15 protein-coding genes are annotated in these 16,050 nt (G+C 65.7%); 13 read left to right on the forward strand and 2 right to left on the reverse strand.

From position 1 onward, the window contains the following. Positions 1–379: 379 nt before the first annotated feature. Entirely contained in the window at positions 380–1,054 is a 675-nt protein-coding gene (locus tag ABF648_RS05135; RefSeq protein ID WP_415631220.1) for an HdeD family acid-resistance protein, read from the reverse strand. Positions 1,055–1,287: 233 nt separating this feature from the next. Here ABF648_RS05135 and dnaE point away from each other — a divergent pair, with 233 nt between their 5' ends. Continuing rightward, positions 1,288–4,860: a DNA polymerase III subunit alpha gene (gene dnaE / locus ABF648_RS05140; RefSeq protein WP_415631221.1), complete on the forward strand. Its 3,573-nt coding sequence runs from the start codon at positions 1,288–1,290 to the stop codon at positions 4,858–4,860. 29 nt (positions 4,861–4,889) lie between these two features. Further along, positions 4,890–5,630, forward strand: a complete 741-nt coding sequence (locus ABF648_RS05145; RefSeq protein ID WP_415631222.1) for a hypothetical protein — start codon at positions 4,890–4,892, stop codon at positions 5,628–5,630. Positions 5,631–5,677: 47 nt separating this feature from the next. Here ABF648_RS05145 and ybaK read toward each other — a convergent pair whose 3' ends face one another. Beyond that, entirely contained in the window at positions 5,678–6,193 is a 516-nt protein-coding gene (gene ybaK / locus ABF648_RS05150) for a Cys-tRNA(Pro) deacylase (RefSeq protein ID WP_415631223.1), read from the reverse strand. Between the two features lie 181 nt (positions 6,194–6,374). On the opposite strand from ybaK, the gene hisD reads away from it, so the two are divergent. The 11 genes from hisD (at position 6,375) to yajC (ending at position 16,043) form a co-directional block, all read left to right on the forward strand. Continuing rightward, positions 6,375–7,691: a histidinol dehydrogenase gene (hisD, locus tag ABF648_RS05155; RefSeq protein ID WP_415631224.1), complete on the forward strand. Its 1,317-nt coding sequence runs from the start codon at positions 6,375–6,377 to the stop codon at positions 7,689–7,691. Then, positions 7,688–8,836, forward strand: coding sequence for a histidinol-phosphate transaminase (locus ABF648_RS05160; RefSeq protein ID WP_415631225.1), 1,149 nt, complete (start codon positions 7,688–7,690; stop codon positions 8,834–8,836). Before hisD ends, ABF648_RS05160 begins: the two co-directional genes overlap by 4 nt. Continuing rightward, complete coding sequence (gene hisB / locus ABF648_RS05165; protein WP_415631226.1) at positions 8,833–9,456, forward strand: imidazoleglycerol-phosphate dehydratase HisB; 624 nt, start codon at positions 8,833–8,835, stop codon at positions 9,454–9,456. Before ABF648_RS05160 ends, hisB begins: the two co-directional genes overlap by 4 nt. Then, positions 9,453–10,082 (forward strand): imidazole glycerol phosphate synthase subunit HisH, encoded by a 630-nt coding sequence (gene hisH / locus ABF648_RS05170; protein ID WP_415631227.1) that lies wholly within the window; start codon positions 9,453–9,455, stop codon positions 10,080–10,082. Before hisB ends, hisH begins: the two co-directional genes overlap by 4 nt. A 21-nt stretch (positions 10,083–10,103) precedes the next feature. Beyond that, positions 10,104–10,835: a bifunctional 1-(5-phosphoribosyl)-5-((5-phosphoribosylamino)methylideneamino)imidazole-4-carboxamide isomerase/phosphoribosylanthranilate isomerase PriA gene (priA, locus tag ABF648_RS05175; RefSeq protein WP_415631228.1), complete on the forward strand. Its 732-nt coding sequence runs from the start codon at positions 10,104–10,106 to the stop codon at positions 10,833–10,835. Further along, positions 10,832–11,863 (forward strand): GNAT family N-acetyltransferase, encoded by a 1,032-nt coding sequence (locus ABF648_RS05180; protein ID WP_415631229.1) that lies wholly within the window; start codon positions 10,832–10,834, stop codon positions 11,861–11,863. Before priA ends, ABF648_RS05180 begins: the two co-directional genes overlap by 4 nt. 132 nt (positions 11,864–11,995) lie before the next feature. Next, entirely contained in the window at positions 11,996–12,796 is an 801-nt protein-coding gene (locus ABF648_RS05185) for a YebC/PmpR family DNA-binding transcriptional regulator (protein WP_415631230.1), read from the forward strand. 147 nt (positions 12,797–12,943) lie between these two features. Beyond that, positions 12,944–13,525, forward strand: coding sequence for a crossover junction endodeoxyribonuclease RuvC (gene ruvC, locus ABF648_RS05190; RefSeq protein ID WP_415631231.1), 582 nt, complete (start codon positions 12,944–12,946; stop codon positions 13,523–13,525). Continuing rightward, entirely contained in the window at positions 13,522–14,127 is a 606-nt protein-coding gene (gene ruvA / locus ABF648_RS05195) for a Holliday junction branch migration protein RuvA (RefSeq protein WP_415631232.1), read from the forward strand. The genes ruvC and ruvA overlap by 4 nt, the downstream gene beginning before the upstream one ends. Further along, positions 14,127–15,188 (forward strand): Holliday junction branch migration DNA helicase RuvB, encoded by a 1,062-nt coding sequence (gene ruvB / locus ABF648_RS05200; protein ID WP_415631256.1) that lies wholly within the window; start codon positions 14,127–14,129, stop codon positions 15,186–15,188. Before ruvA ends, ruvB begins: the two co-directional genes overlap by 1 nt. Positions 15,189–15,542: 354 nt before the next feature. After that, complete coding sequence (yajC, locus tag ABF648_RS05205) at positions 15,543–16,043, forward strand: preprotein translocase subunit YajC (RefSeq protein ID WP_415631233.1); 501 nt, start codon at positions 15,543–15,545, stop codon at positions 16,041–16,043. The last annotated feature ends 7 nt before the right edge of the window (positions 16,044–16,050 follow it).

A 16,050-nucleotide genomic window follows, 5' to 3' on the forward strand; every position in this document is an offset into this window, starting at 1 on the left:
CCACTGCCGCCGCCTAAGCAGTAGCTGCCCGAGCACACTAATGATTATCAATATAAGTTGTTCGACGTTTTTTTTCTGGACTCAAAACAACCTCCCCCGCCCCGGGGGGGCGGGCTCAGTTGCTGTTCGTGATGCAGATCAGGACGTGTGGTGATGCAGGTCGTTCCGTGGATTGCACTGTCGCGCAGGATGGGTGGCCCTCCCTCCCACGCACCGCGAACCTTCTTGCTGTGCCCGGTCGCCCTCATGGTCGGCGAGGATTCATCAGACAGGGGTCAGACAGGGGTAAGCCAGACTCAGCCCAGTCAGCCATCCGATCCCAGCCCGTCTGCCTGAGTCACTCATCTGCCTGAATCACTCAACAGTTCTCCCCTCCTGTCTAGCGTCCGATCCTGTTGCGGAACTGTTCGGGGTCGCCAGGGGTGTCCACCACAGTGCCTTCGACGACCACGCCTTGGGCACCCAGTGACCCACCGTCCGCAGCTCCGGCGCCGAGGCGTCGCGTCTGGACTCCTGCGGCGACCAGCGTGACGCCCGCGAGCATCGCACCCACGCCCAGCAGCACACCCAAGGCCGTGGCGCCGAAGCCGGGGGAGATGGCGAAGATGAGGCCCACCACCAGGCAGACGAGTGCCGAGAGGGACAGCAGCTTCAGCCACTTGCCGGTGACCGCGCGCATCGCGAGGGAGATCACGAACAGCAACACCCCGATCAGCAGCACCGCGAGCCCCATGAAGATGACGATCAGACGTCCGCTCATGCCGGGATGAACGGCGATGAGCAGGCCCAGAACCAGACTGACCACGCCGGTGGTGATGCCGCCGGAACCGCCGGGCGTGCCGCGCCGCCTCAACCCCAGGATGAGGGTCACCACGCCCGTCACCACGAGGAAGGCGGCGAGCAGCAGCGCGACGGCCGAGACGGAGTGCTTCGGCCAGATGAGGCAGAGCACACCCGTGATCGTTGCCAGCGCCCCGGCGACAATGCCCCAGATGCTGAAGCGACGGGTCTGCTCGGCGAGCAGCTCGGTCGGCGGTGGGTAGGGGGTGGGCATGATGACTCCTCCGGGTGGTTTTGCTGCCATGCTCCCCGCCGTGGCTGTGCGGATCAAGCGCCCGACCCTGAATCGCTGGTCGGGCCCACCCCGAGCTGTTGCGGTGTGCGGGCATGAACCACCAGTCATGGGGATTCCATGGCTTCTGCACCTACCCGGAAATCTCGCGGCAGCGGGTACTCTGATAGCCGCCGCGCGCCGGGAGGAAGTCCGGCGCACTGGACGGGAGAGTGATGAGCGACAGTAACTTCGTCCACCTGCACGTGCACACCGAGTACTCGATGCTCGATGGAGCGGCCTCCAACGAGAAGCTGTTCGCCGAGGTGGCGCGCCTGGGGATGCCCGCCATCGCGATGACCGACCACGGCAACATGTTCGGCGCCTACGAGTTCTTCCAGATCTCCAGGAAGTACGACGGCGGGAAGAATCCGCAGGTCAAGCCCATCATCGGCCTCGAGGGTTATGTGGCTCCCTCCTCGCGATTCTCGCGCAAGCAAGAGCGCTGGGGAAGTGGCCGCGACAACTCCTCGGCCGACGTGGAGGGCGGCAAGGACGTCTCGGGTGGGGGACGCTACACCCACATGACGATGCTGGCCCAGAATGCCACCGGCCTGCACAACCTTTTCCGACTGAGCTCACTGGCGTCCTTCGAGGGTTACTACATGAAGCCCCGGATGGACCGCGAGCTCATCAGCGATTTCTCCGAGGGGATCATCGCCACCACCGGATGCCCCTCCGGCGAGGTGCAGACCAGGCTGCGATTGGGCCAGTTCGACCAGGCCTGCGAGGCCGCGGCGGCCTACCAGGAGATCTTCGGCAAGGAGAACTACTTCTGCGAGCTGATGGATCACGGCATCGACATCGAACACGATGTGCGGGACGACCTGCTGCGGCTCGCCAAGAAACTCAACATCCCGCTGCTGGCCACCAACGACTCGCACTATGTCACCGAGGACCAGGCCGACGCCCACGACAATCTGCTGTGCATCGGCGTGGGCCGCAACAAGGACGACCCGAAACGCTTCCACTTCAACGGCTCCGGCTACTTCATCAAATCCAACGACCAGATGAGGGCGCTGTTCCCCGGCCTGGAGGAGGCCTGCGACAATACCCTGGCGATCGCCGAGCGCATCGAGCCCTACGATGAGGTCTTCGCCCATGTCGACCGGATGCCGCAGTTCGACGTGCCGGAGGGCGAGACGCAGGAGAGCTATCTTCGCAAGAAGATCGAGATCGGCCTGAAGAAGCGCTACGGCGACCATCCCAGTGATGCCGTGATGCAGCGCGTGAAGACCGAGCTGAGCGTCATCGAACCGCTCGGTTTCAGCTCCTACTTCCTGGTCGTCTCCGACATCTGCGATGCGGCGCGCAGCATGGGCGTGCCAGTGGGGCCCGGACGCGGCTCGGCGGCCGGCTCGATCATCGCCTACCTCACCGGCATCATCCAGATCGATCCGCTGGAGCACGGCCTGCTGTTCGAGCGCTTCCTCAACCCCGAGCGCGTCAACCCGCCCGACATCGACCTCGACTTCGACGATCGTCAGCGCGACAAGGTCATCGACTATGTGACCCACAAGTACGGCGAGGAGTACACCTCCCAGGTCAACACCTTCTCGAAGATCAAGGCGAAGGCAGCCGTCAAGGACGCCAACCGCATCCTCGGCTATCCGTTCAGCCTCGGGGACAAGATCACCAAGGCGATGCCGCCGGATGTGATGGGCAAGGGTGTCCCGCTGAAGGACCTGTTCAACCCCGACCATCCGCGCTACGCCGAGGGCCAGGAATTCCGCGAGCTGTGCGACACCAACCCCGATGTGAAGAGGGTCGTCGACACCGGCCTGGGTATCGAGGGCATGATCCGCGGCACCGGCGTGCACGCCTGTGCCTTCATCCTGTCCAGCGAGAAACTGCTCAACCTGATCCCGATGCACAAGCGGGACAAGGACGGCATGATCATCGCCGGATTCGCCTACCCGCAGCTCGAGGCCATGGGCCTCATGAAGATGGACTTCCTCGGCCTGCGCAACCTCGGCATCATGGACAACTGCCTCAAGATCATCAAGCGCAACCGGGGCGAGGATGTCGACCTGTCGGCGCTGCCGCTGGATGATCCGGCCACCTACGAGCTGCTGGGCCGCGGCGACACGCTGGGCGTCTTCCAGCTCGATGGCGGCCCGATGCGCGGTCTGCTGCGCCAGATGGGCCCCACCGGTTTCGACGACATCATCGCCGTCATCGCGCTGTACCGGCCGGGCCCGATGGGTGCCAATGCGCACGTCGAATACGCCGAGCGGAAGAACCACCGTCGTCCGATCGTGCCGATTCACCCTGAGTTGAAGGATGACCTCGACGAGATCCTGGCGCCCACCTATCACCTGATCGTCTACCAGGAGCAGATCATGGCGATCGCCCGTAAGCTCGCGGGCTACACCCTGGGCGGTGCTGATCTTCTGCGCCGCGCGATGGGCAAGAAGAAGAAATACATCCTGGACCAGAACTTCACGCCCTTCCAGAAGGGAATGCGCGCCAACGGCTACTCCGACGAATCCATCAAGGCGCTGTGGGATGTCATGGTGCCCTTCGCCGGGTACGCCTTCAACAAGTCCCATGCCGCCGGATATGCCCTTGTCAGCTACTGGACGGCTTATCTGAAGGCCAATTACCCGGCCGAATACGGCGCCGCGCTGCTCACCTCGGTCTCCGACGACAAGGACAAGATGGCGCTCTACCTCACCGACATGAGGTCGCGCCACATCAAGGTGCTGCCGCCCGATGTCAATGCCTCGGAGAACGAGTTCACCGCAGTGGGCGAGGACATCCGCTTCGGCCTGGGCGCGGTCCGCAATGTCGGCGAGTCCGTCGTCGGAGGCATCGTGGAATCCCGCGAGGAGCATGGCCCGGCGAAGGATTTCTACGAGTTCCTGGACCATGTTCCGGTCAGCGTGTGCAACAAGCGCTGCATCGAGTCGCTCACCAAGGCGGGCGCCTTCGATTCCATGGGGCACTCCCGCCGGGCGATCATGGAGGTCTTCGAGCAGGCTGTCGACGGCGTCATCGAACTCAAACGCAACCAGGCCAACGGCCAGGACGATCTGTTCGGACTCGGCTCGGACTCGGCCGATGCCGGTGTTGGCGGGCTGCAGCACGAGGTTCCCGAGATAGAGGACTGGGACAAGACCACCAAGCTCGGTTTCGAACGCGAGATGCTCGGCCTGTACGTCTCGGACCATCCGCTGCACGGCCTGGAGCATGTGCTCGCAGCCGAACGCTCCATCGGCTTGGCCGAGGTGGCAGAGAACGGCCAGGAACTGGACGGCCACACCGAAACCATCTGCGGCATGATCACCCAGGTCCAGCGCAAGCAGACCAAGAACGGCGCATTCTGGGCGATCATCACGGTGGAGGACCTGGATGCCTCGATGCAGGTGCTCATCTTCCCGAATGTGTACGAGACCTGCCTCACCCAGCTCGCCCCTGACCAGATCGTCCGGGTGCGCGGCCGGATCGTCGACAAGGACGAGGTCATCGAGATGCAGGCCAACGAGTTGGTGCTGCCCGAAATCCGGCGCGCCATGGAGGGGCCGGTGACCATCCGGCTGCCCATGCTGCGCTGCCAGCCGCCACTGGTCGCCGAACTCAAGCATGTACTCAGCTGTCATCCGGGTGGCACCGAGGTGCGGCTGCGACTGGAAGGCTCGTCCAAGGCCACCACACTGCGTCTGGGTGATGCGCTGCGTGTCACCAATGAACAGCCGTTGATGGCAGATCTCAAGGCATTGCTCGGTCCATCGTGCATGGCCGTATAGCCTGAGCGCGTCACACGAGGAGCGAAGCGATGGAGCAGACAGCCGAGATGGCCGGCAACGCGAGTGCTGCCGCCGGCTCGCCCGGGTCGCTGGGCAGGGACGATGCCATTGAGGTGCACGGTGCCACCACCGTGGGCCCCAGATTGACCCGGCGTCACCTGGCGTCCCAGCTGGCCCTGTTCGGACTTGCCGTGCTGCTCGTGGGCATTCTGGCGGCCATCGTCTGGAAGCTCACCGCACCCACACCCACCGTCACAGTCTCAGGGGACGGAACCGCGACCATCACCAATCGGACGATCACCGAATACTTCGGCGCCGATGCCGACTTCATGATCATCGGCATGTTCGGCGGACTCGGTCTGGGGGCCCTGTGCTGGCACTGGCTCAAGGCTCTCGGGTGGCCGGTGGCATTGATCGCCGTGGCTGCGGGGATGTTGGGTGCGCTGGTCTGCTGGCGGATGGGTGCGATTCTCGGGCCTCACAACTTCTTCGAACGGCTGGCCTACGCGAGCACCGGCGAGCAGGTGGCCATCGACCTGACGCTGCGCACACCCACCGCCTGGCTGTTCTGGCCTGTCGGAACGCTGATTCCGATCCTGTTGTACAGCGCGCTGGGACATGACGACCGAGAAATCCGCCAACCCACCGCCGAACCCGAAGAACCGGAAGTCACCCAGCCGAGTCGCCATCGCTCCGTGCGTTTCCCGATCTGGCGAAACGACACGAGGGAAGACCGGAAGACACGAAGGAAGGCAAGAAATAGTTCCTGACACTGCCGTATCGGGCAGTGTCAGACGACTTGGGCCAGCTGGTTCGGTCAGCAGCCGAGCTCGGCGAACTGCGCTCCCGTCAACTCGGCGAGGTCTTGCGCGGTGATCTCGACGCTGAGGCCACGGCGTCCAGCTGAGACGAAGATCGTCTGCTGCTCGCGGGCGCTGGCATCCAGATAGACCGGGGTCTGGTGCTTCTGGCCGATCGGGGAGATGCCGCCCACGATGAATCCGGTGGTGCGCTGCGCCACGGCGGGCGGGGCCAACTCGGCGCGCTTCGCGTGGGTCGCCGAGGCGATTGCCTTCAGCGACAGCTGGCCGCTGGCCGGCACCACTGCGGTGACCAGCGGCACATCGGCGCTGGTGAGTTCCACGACAAGGGTCTTGAAGATGCGCTCCGGGTCGATCCCCAGCGCCACGGCGGCTTCCTCACCGAAGTGGTGGGCACGCGGGTCGTGCTCGTAGGAGTGCAGTGTGTGCGGCACCTTGGCCCGGTCCAGCGCGACGGTGGCCGGAGTACCGGTGGACTTGTTGGGCCCGGATTTCTTCGAGGATTTGGACATGGTCGTGACTGCCCTGCTCAGTGCTGGTCCTGCCGGGACGGCAGTGTCGTCGATGGGTTCTGGATCTTCGTGGACACGGCCCCATTGCACCACTGCCGTGCCGCGCAGATCGAGGCGGTGCGGTCGTACACGAGGAACGGGACTGACGGGCGCACGGTTTGTGCGCCGATAGGATGCAATGGTGCTTCGAATTCTGGATGTGAGCGGCGAACGCCGTGACGACTACTCATCGGTGCTGCCGAGAGGATGCTTCGATGTCGAGACGGCGGTTGCCGCGGTGGAGCCGATCTGCCATGCCGTCGCCGAGGAGGGCGAGGCGGCGCTGCGCCGTTTCGCCGAGCAGTTCGATCATGTGAGCCCCGAGCACCTTCGCGTGCCACAACAAGCCCTGGACGACGCCCTGGAGGCCATGGATCCCGAGCTTCGTGCCGCAGTCGAGGAATCGATCCGGCGCCGCCGAGTGGTCTGCGAGGAGGTCGAGCGCGAGGAGCACTGGCGCAGTGTGGACTTGGCTCCTGGTGCCAACATCGGCCAGGTGTTGCTGCCCGTGTCCAGGGTTGGCCTGTACGTACCAGGCGGACTTGCTCCGCTGGCATCCACAGTGCTCATGAATGTGGTTCCCGCGCAGGTGGCAGGGGTCTCCTCGATCGCCATCGCCACGCCGCCCCAGGCCGAGTTCAGGGGTCTGCCGAATCCCACGATCCTGGCCGTTGCCAGGCTGCTCGGGGTGGACGAGGTCTACGCCGTGGGTGGCGCCCAGGCCATTGCGATGTTCGCCTATGGAGTGGGCGGGCTGTGCCCCAAGGCCGACATGATCACTGGCCCTGGAAACATCTATGTGGTGGCCGCCAAGCGGCTGCTGCGCGGGCGCGTCGGGATCGATGCCGAGGCAGGCCCCACCGAGATCCTGGTGCTTGCCGATGCGACCGCGGACCCCGTCCAGGTGGCCGCCGATCTGATCTCCCAGGCCGAGCACGATCCGATGGCCGGTGCCGTGCTCGTCACCGATTCCCGGGAGCTGGTCGAGGCCGTTCAGAGCGAGCTGGAGACTCAGGTTGACCAGCTGGCCACAAAGCAGCGCCTCAAGGCTTCACTGACGGGGGAGCAGTCGGGGGCGGTGATCGTGGCCGACATCGATCAGGGGATCGATGTCGCCAATGACTACGCGGCCGAGCACCTCGAGATCCAGACGGCCGCAGCGGCCGCGGTGGCGCGCCGGATCACCAATGCCGGCGCGATCTTCGTCGGGCCGCATGCGCCGGTGCCGCTGGGTGACTACTCGGCGGGCTCCACGCATGTACTGCCCACCGGTGGCGCGGCGCACTTCTCGTCCGGCCTGTCGGTGCGCTCCTTCATGAAGGCGATCCACGTCATCGATTACACCGCGGCCGCGCTACAGGAGATCGGCCCGAAGGTGGAGACCTTCGCGATGGCCGAGAACCTGCCCGGGCACGCCCACGCCATTGCTGTACGCATCGACCAGGAGGAGCAACGATGACCGTCGGCCAATTCCCCACCGCCGATGCTTCGATCACCCTGGACCAGCTCCCGCTGCGCCCAGAGCTTGTCGGCGAGGAGCCCTATGGGGCGCCACAGCTCGATGTGGCGGTGTGCCTGAACACGAACGAGAATCCCTACCCGCCCAGCGCCAAGGTGCGCGCCCAGATGGCGGCCGCCATCGAGAAGACCGCACGCTCCCTGAACCGCTATCCGGATCGGGAAGCCATCGGTCTGCGCTGCGACCTGGCGAAGTATCTCGGCTTCGGATTGGGGGTGGACAACATCTGGGCTGCCAATGGCAGCAACGAGGTGATGACTCACGTGCTGTCTGCCTTCGGCGGCCCCGGGCGCACCGTGCTCACGTTCACGCCCACGTACTCCATGTACCCGGAGTACGCGCGCAATACGCACAGCGGATATGTCACGGTGCCTCGCAAGCAGGACTTCACGCTGGACGCCGAGCTGGTGTTGGGCGCCCTCGACGAGACGCACGCCGATCTGGTGCTCATCACCACTCCCAACAATCCGACCGGTACGACCACGCCGGTCAAGGTGGTGGAGGAGATATGCGAGCACACCGACGCCTTGGTGGTCGTCGATGAGGCATATCAGGAGTTCACCGAGTTCCCCGAGGACTCGGCCCTGGCGCTGCTGCCGCGCTTCGGGCGTCTCATCGTGAGCCGCACCATGAGCAAGGCCTTCGCGCTTGCCGGGGGCAGGGTCGGCTATCTCGCGGCGGCGCCCGCGATCGTCGACGCCTGCCGGATCGTGCGGCTGCCCTATCACCTGTCGGCACCCACCCAGGCCATCGCCCGTGTCGCACTGGCGAACCGGGCGGAGATGCTGGCGCAGGTGGCGGCACTGCGGGACGCCTGCCAGCAGCTGCAGGAGTGGTTGCGCCGCGTCGGTCTGGAGGTCGTTCCCAGCCAGTCCAACTTCTGCCTTTTCGGCCGGTTCATCGATCGTCACGCGGTGTGGCAGGGCCTGCTGGACAGGGGAGTGCTGGTGCGCGAGACAGGGCCAGACCAGTTCCTCCGGGTCTGCGTCGGCACGCCCGAGGATCTTGCCAGGTTCAGGGAGGCGCTCACCTCGGTGATTGCCGCCTCGGATGTGCTCGACCGCAGCCAAGGAGGAGTGCGATGACCGGCACTGGTACGGCGCGTACCGCGACGATCGAAAGGGTCACCTCGGAGTCGCAGGTCACCGTCAGCCTCAATCTGGACGGCACCGGCAGCTCCTCCATCAGCACCGGCGTGGGTTTCTTCGACCACATGCTCACCTCGCTGTCCAAGCACTCGCTCATCGACCTGGAGGTGAAAGCCACCGGCGACCTCCAGGTGGACGGCCACCACGTCGTCGAGGACACCGCCATCGTGCTCGGTCAGGCGCTGGCCCAGGCCCTGGGCGACAAGCGCGGCATCCGCCGCTTCGGCGATGCGATCATTCCGCTGGACGAGGCGCTGGCCCAGGCCGTCGTCGACGTTGCGGGGCGGCCCTATGTGGTGTGCACGGGTGAACCGGAGTCCCAGGTCACCGCCAGGATCGGTGGTTCCGGGGTGCTCTACTCCGGATCCATGACCTATCACGTGGTGGAGTCCTTCGCCATCAACGCGGGGTTGTGCGTCCATCTGAGGCTGCTGGCCGGGCGGGAGCCGCACCATATCGTGGAGGCGCAGTTCAAAGCCCTCGCCAGGGCGCTGAGGGCCGCCGTGGAACCCGATCCCCGGGTCACAGGAGTGCCGAGCACGAAGGGTGCGCTGTGAGCGCCGCCCCAACGGTCGGGGTGCTCGACTACGGCTCGGGCAATCTGCACTCCGCCTGCCGGGCGCTCGACGCCGCCGGGGCGCAGGTGCACCTCACCTCCGATCTGGGCGAGTTGGGCAGTTGCGAGCGTCTCGTGGTTCCCGGCGTGGGAGCCTTCGCGGCGTGCATGAACCAGCTCGACGCCGCCGGTGGGGTCGGTTTCGTGCGTGACTGGGTGGCCCAGGGCCGCCCCATGCTGGGAATCTGCGTCGGTCACCAGGTGCTCTTCGCCAAGGGGGTGGAGCACGGCGAGCAGGCCGAGGGCATCGGCATCTATCCCGGGACCATCGACAGATTGCAGGCTCCGCGGCTCCCGCACATGGGCTGGAACCAGGTCGCACCTGGCGAAGGCAGCACCCTCTTCGAGGGCGTTGAGAATCAGCGCTTCTATTTCGTGCACTCCTATGGTGCGCACGACGGGGTGCCCGATGACGCCGTCGTGACCTGGTGCGAGCACGACGGCGACCGCTTCGTTGCCGCCGTCGAGTGGGGGCAGGTGTGCTCGACGCAGTTCCACCCCGAGAAATCAGGCGCTGCCGGCGCGCGGCTGCTGCGCAACTGGTTGGGAGTCTCGGCACAGAAATAGCGGTGAGTTAGGGTCACTTCTGTGACCGAGAACACCGCATTGACGCTCCTGCCCGCCGTCGACATCCAGTCCGGACAGGCTGTTCAGCTCGTCCAGGGTGTCGCCGGAAGCGAGAAGGTGTTCGGCGACCCGCAGAATGCTGCCAAGCGCTGGTGCGAACTCGGCGCCAGCTGGCTGCACGTGGTCGACCTCGACGCCGCCTTCGGGCGTGGTTCCAATGCGAAGTTGCTGGCCGAAGTGGTTGCCTCGGTCGAGGTCAATGTCGAGCTGTCCGGCGGAATCCGTGATGACGAAACCCTCGAGAGGGCGTTGTCCACAGGTTGCCGCAGGGTGAATATCGGCACCGCCGCTCTGGAGAATCCGAAGTGGTGTGAACAGGTGATCCGCAGCTACGGCGACCGGATCGCGATTGGCCTGGATGTGCGCGGCACCAAGCTCGCCGCCCGCGGCTGGACCCGTGAGGGCGGTGAACTTCTGGACACCCTCGCGCAGATGGACGAAGCCGGCTGCGAACGCTACGTGGTGACCGACGTGGCCAGCGACGGCATGCTCTCCGGCCCCAATCTCGAGTTGCTCAAACTGGTCTGCTCCAGAACCGGTGCGGCCGTTGTGGCCTCCGGGGGCATCAGCACCGTCGACGACATCGTGGCGCTGCACGAACTCGTGCCCGAGGGCGTCGAGGGCGCCATCATCGGCACTGCCCTGTACGTGGGGGCGTTCACACTGCCCCAAGCCCTGGCGGCGGCACGATGAGCCCCGATTGGCAGGAGGCCTTCGTCGACGACGTACTGGACTGGGACTTTCTCAACTTCGAGGACCTCCGCCAGCTCACCGAGCTGCGTGCCGCCATCGACTACATGGATGACCCCGTCCAGCCCGGCAGCTACGAGGACTTCCTGGCCTCATGGAACGCACCGGGAGCCCATCCCCATGAGCACGCTGTCGTCGGCAGGGAAAAAGGCGGCAGCATCGTCGCCTATGGCTGGAACCATCCCTCGCCGAGCGACGATCCCAACCCGCGGGTCTGGTTCGAGGTCGGCGTGCATCCCGCATGGCGCCACCAGCTGATCCGCCACCGGCTCACCCTGTGGCTGGTCGCTCGGGCCAAGCAGTGGTACCAGCACATCCGCACCGCAAACACCCGTCCGCTGTGGGTGGGCACCACTGTGGACGAGAAGAGGGTCGGCCTGAGTACTGTCATCGCGGCAGCCGGCCTCACACCGCAGCGCTGGTTCTTCGACATGCACAGGCCGTTGAATCCCGATGTGCTGCCCTTGCCTGCCGATCTCGGCGAGATAGCCATCGAGCCCTTCGAGGAATCGCTGTCGGAGCAGGTGCGCAGCGCTCACAACGAGGCATTCGCCACCAGGCCCGGTTCCTCACCGGTGTCCCGGGCGGACTGGGAGGCCTCCTTGAACGAGGGCGCCGCACGCCTTCAGCTGTCATGGGTGGCACTGCTCAAGGGACGCCACCCCTCCCACGCCGATGCCTCGCACGGACAGGTGGTCGGATATGTCATCAACCGAAGCTACGACGACGAGACCAACGAGGGATGGACGGAGAGGCTTGGCGTCTGCTCGTGGTGCCGTGGCAAGGGAATCGGTCGGGGGCTGATCACCGAGTCGATCAGGGGATTCTGCAAGGCCGGATTCAGCTCGGCCGGCATCGGCGTGGACACCGAGGACCCCGCACATGCGGAGGCCTTCTTCGGCTCCATGGGATACACCGCAACCGAACGCGTGGTGGTCTACGGCCGCACCATGACAGAGGACGATCTGTAGCCGCCAGGACTCACACGGGGCGCCGTGATGTGACCACTTGCGGTGGGCTCGGTAGGATTGGCGCGTTTGCTGCTTGGGCCTGCCAGCCCTCTGCCAGCTGAAGCTGAACAAGTCCGGGAAGGGGTTCTGGTCATGAGCGGTCATTCCAAGTGGGCCACGACCAAGCACAAGAAGGCTGCCATCGACGCCAAGCGCGGCAAGCTGTTCGCCAAGCTGGTCAAGAACATCGAGGTGTCGGCGCGTGTCGGCGGCGGGGATCCCAGCGGCAACCCGACACTGTACGACGCCATCCAGAAGGCCAAGAAGAACTCCGTGCCGGCCGACAACATCGATCGCGCCGTCAAGCGCGGTTCCGGCGATGGTGACGACTCGGTCAACTACGAAGAGATCATGTACGAGGCCTACGGGCCTGAGGGCGTCGCCCTGCTCATCGAGTGCCTCACCGACAACCGCAATCGTGCCGTGGCCGATGTGCGCACCGCCATCACCCGCAATGGCGCCACGATGGCCGACGGTGGTTCGGTCCAGCGGCTGTTCGCGCGCAAGGGTGTCGTCACCGTGCCCAAGAGTTTCGAGGTGGAGGAGGGCCGCAAGACGACCACCCGCACCATCGACGAGGACTCGCTCATGGAGGCGGTGCTCGAGGCCGAGGTCGAGGACATCGCCGATCAGGGCGAGGTCTTCGAGCTCATCAGCGATCCCAACGACCTGGTCGAGGTGCGCAAGGCAGTGCAGGCGGCCGGCATCGACTACGACTCCGCCGAGGTCAGCTTCGTGCCGAGCTTCAGCCAGCAGGTCGAGGATGTCGAGGCCGCCCAGAAGATCGAGAAGATCGTGGACATCCTCGATGACCTGGATGATGTGCAGAATGTCTACACCAATGCCGACTATCCGGAGAGCGTCGAGCAGGCGCTCGAAGCCGCGGAGGACTGACACTCCTCCGGTTCCAGGTGTTGACCCGCTCCCGGTATGTGAGGGGGTGTCAGCCCTGGTGGCAGTGGCACGTTGACCTAGAATGTCGAACATGCGTTCGGATACCGCCGGTCGCACAGTCACGAGGAGGCCGGCAGGGTGCGTGTGATGGGCGTGGATCCCGGCCTTACCCGGTGCGGCGTCGGCATCGTGGACGGCCAGATCGGCACGCGTCCGCATTTCGTGGCCGTCGGGGTGGTGCGCACCAGCCCTCAGCTGGCCCATCCCCAGCGGCTGCTCGCCATCGAGCAGGGGTTGACGGAGTGGTTCGACAGCTACCAACCCGATGTTGTGTCCATCGAGCAGGTCTTCGCCCAGCACAACCTGCCCACCGTCACCGGTGTTGCGCAGGTGGCTGGCATCGCCATGCTGATCGGCGCCCGGGCGGGCAAGACCGTTGCGCTGCACACCCCCAGCGAGGTCAAGGCCGCCCTCACCGGATCTGGGCAGGCCGACAAGGCGCAGGTCGGCGCCATGGTGGCCAGGGTGCTCGGGCTGCAGGCTGCACCGTCGCCTGCGGACGCCGCCGACGCGCTGGCGCAGGCCATCACCCACCTGTGGCGCGGTGGAGTGCAGAACCGCTATGCCGCAGCGGCGGCCAAGAAACGGCCCACCACGTCCTGGAATCAATATCTGAAGAAGGCCCCGGCAAGGTCCGGAACCCGAGTCACCGGGCGGAGCGCCTCGTGATCGCCAGACTCCGCGGCGAGATCGTCCAGCTCGCCACCACATGGGCAGTCATCGATGTCAACGGCCTGGGTCTGCGGGTGGCCAGCACACCGGCCACCACGGCGGGTCTGCGAATGGGGGAGACCGCCTGCCTGCACACCTGCATGGTCGTGCGCGAGGATGCCATGAATCTTTACGGCTTCGCCTCGCCCGAGGAACGCGACTGCTTCGAGCTGTGCCGCTCCGCCAGCGGCGTCGGTCCGAAACTGGCCCTGGCAATCCTCAGCGTGCTGAGTCCTCGGCAGCTCGCCGCAGCGGTGCGCGCCGAAGACCTCGGGGTACTGTGCACCGTGCCCGGGGTGGGACGAAAGAGTGCCCAGAAGCTCGTCATCGAATTGAAGGACAAGGTGAACCAGCTCGCTGTCCAGGTGCCTGAAGTCCCGCCCACCGTCACGGGTGAGCAGTGGCGCGAGCAGATCTGCGAGGGCCTGGAGTCGCTGGGCTGGAATGCCAAGGACGCCGAGGCCGCCTGCCAGGCCATCGCCCCGATGGCAGCTGAGCAGCCGATGCCCTCGGTCTCGGTGCTCATGAAGGCCGCCCTTGCCTCACTGGCGAGGGCCTGATCATGATGGAGCATTCGCCGGTGGACCCGGTCGGGCAACCGGAGGAGCAGGCCGCCGAGGCGGCGCTGCGGCCCAGCAGACTCGCAGAGTTCGAGGGGCAGCCGCGGGTGCGCGGCCAGCTCGGCCTGGTGCTGGACGCAGCGAAGCATCGCGGCAGCACCCCCGACCATGTGCTGCTGGCCGGGCCGCCCGGCCTGGGCAAGACGACGCTGGCAATGATCATCGCCGCCGAGATGGGCGTCCCGCTGCACATCACCTCGGGCCCTGCCATTCAGCATCCCGGCGATCTGGCAGCGATCCTGTCCGGACTGGTCGAGGGCGAGGTGCTCTTCCTCGACGAGATCCACCGGATGTCACGCCCGGCCGAGGAGATGCTCTATCTGGCCATGGAGGACTTCCGGGTCGATGTGATTGTCGGCAAGGGCCCGGGCGCCACCGCCATTCCCATCACGATCCCGCCGTTCACCCTTGTCGGAGCCACCACGAGGGCCGGTCTGCTGCCCTCGCCGCTGCGGGACCGTTTCGGTTTCACCGCGCAGCTGGACTTCTACGAGGTGGACGATCTGCGTGGCATCGTGTTGCGTTCGGCCGCGAAGCTCGACGTGCGGATCGATACCGAATCGGCCCAGATCATCGCGTCGCGTTCGCGCGGCACCCCACGCATCGCGAACCGTTTGCTGCGCAGGGTGCGCGATTACGCCCAGGTGAACGCGGACGGCCAGATCGACGCCGATCTGGCACGGGCTGCGCTGAAACTGTACGAGGTGGACGAGCTGGGTCTGGACCGGCTGGATCGCAGTGTGCTGGATGCCATCTGCCGGAAATTCGGTGGCGGGCCGGTTGGCCTGTCCACACTGGCCATCAGCGTGGGGGAGGAGACCGAAACTGTGGAGGAGGTCGCGGAGCCCTTCCTGGTCAGGCAGGGCTTCCTGATGCGCACCCCCAGAGGCCGTGTCGCCATGCCCGCAGGCTGGGAACACCTCGGTCTCACACCTCCTGTGGAGGCTGCCCAGAGGGCAGGCTCGGGCACCGATGAGCCGGATCCCGATCTGTTCAGCTGAATCTTCACCCTTGTCCACGCGTGTGTCGGGCAAGCCGACACGTGATTTCAGGTTCGTGTCGGGCAAGCCGACACGTGATTTCAGGTTCGTGTCGGGCAAGCCGACACGAGGTCACAGCTCGTGACCCTCAGCCAGAACCGGTAAGCTCGCCTGGGCACGCCGTGTGTGGTGTGCCGCTGGACTCGCCGCGTTCACCGTGGCGTACTACAAGTGGACCTGTCACGTTTACCGTGGCACAGCACAAGCGACTGCCGCATGCCAGCCCCGGTGTGCGGAGGAGCAGGGCATGCCGAGCTGGGTGTGTCTCAGAGCTAGGGGCGCCCAGGCGGGTGCCCCCGAGAAGTGAGGACAACAATGCAAGGCTCGTCCCTGATCATTCTGGTCGTGGTGATGTTCGCTGCCATGTACTTCCTGATGATCCGCCCGCAGAAGAAGCAGCAGCAGAAGCAGAGGGACATGCTCGCAGCGGCCAAGCCAGGCGCCCGGGTGATGCTGACCAGCGGAATCTTCGGCTCGATCCGTGCGGCGGGCGACAAGCAGCTCGTGATCGAGCTTGCACCAGGCGTGGACATCACCGTCGTGCGGCAGGCCGTGGCGAAGATCATCGCCCCTGAGGAAGAAGAGTTCGAGTACGCCGACGTCGACCAGGACGCCGAGCCGGACGAACCAGCCGAGACCTCCGCCCCTGAGGGCACCCCCTCGCTGCTTCCCCTCGACGAGACCCCCGCGTCCCCCCTCGCGCCGGAAGAGCCGCGCACCGATCCCGACACGACACCGGTGGACGGGCAGGTGGCCGATGAGCCGCTTGCCGGATCACCTGACAACAAGAATCACACCGGAGGAGACAGCAAGTAGTCCCTTC

This window comes from Propionibacterium sp., from assembly GCF_047719395.1.
GTDB lineage: Bacteria > Actinomycetota > Actinomycetes > Propionibacteriales > Propionibacteriaceae > Propionibacterium.

Bases quoted from the DNA above. Each gene is read 5' to 3' on its own strand.
- hisB (WP_415631226.1), top strand. From the start codon at position 8,833: ATGACCGGCACTGGTACGGCGCGTACCGCGACGATCGAAAGGGTCACC.
- dnaE (WP_415631221.1), top strand. From the start codon at position 1,288: ATGAGCGACAGTAACTTCGTCCACCTGCACGTGCACACCGAGTACTCG.
- yajC (WP_415631233.1), top strand. From the start codon at position 15,543: ATGCAAGGCTCGTCCCTGATCATTCTGGTCGTGGTGATGTTCGCTGCC.
- ABF648_RS05135 (WP_415631220.1), bottom strand. From the start codon at position 1,054: ATGCCCACCCCCTACCCACCGCCGACCGAGCTGCTCGCCGAGCAGACC.
- ABF648_RS05180 (WP_415631229.1), top strand. From the start codon at position 10,832: ATGAGCCCCGATTGGCAGGAGGCCTTCGTCGACGACGTACTGGACTGG.
- ruvC (WP_415631231.1), top strand. From the start codon at position 12,944: ATGGGCGTGGATCCCGGCCTTACCCGGTGCGGCGTCGGCATCGTGGAC.
- ybaK (WP_415631223.1), bottom strand. From the start codon at position 6,193: ATGTCCAAATCCTCGAAGAAATCCGGGCCCAACAAGTCCACCGGTACT.
- ABF648_RS05185 (WP_415631230.1), top strand. From the start codon at position 11,996: ATGAGCGGTCATTCCAAGTGGGCCACGACCAAGCACAAGAAGGCTGCC.
- ABF648_RS05145 (WP_415631222.1), top strand. From the start codon at position 4,890: ATGGAGCAGACAGCCGAGATGGCCGGCAACGCGAGTGCTGCCGCCGGC.
- ABF648_RS05160 (WP_415631225.1), top strand. From the start codon at position 7,688: ATGACCGTCGGCCAATTCCCCACCGCCGATGCTTCGATCACCCTGGAC.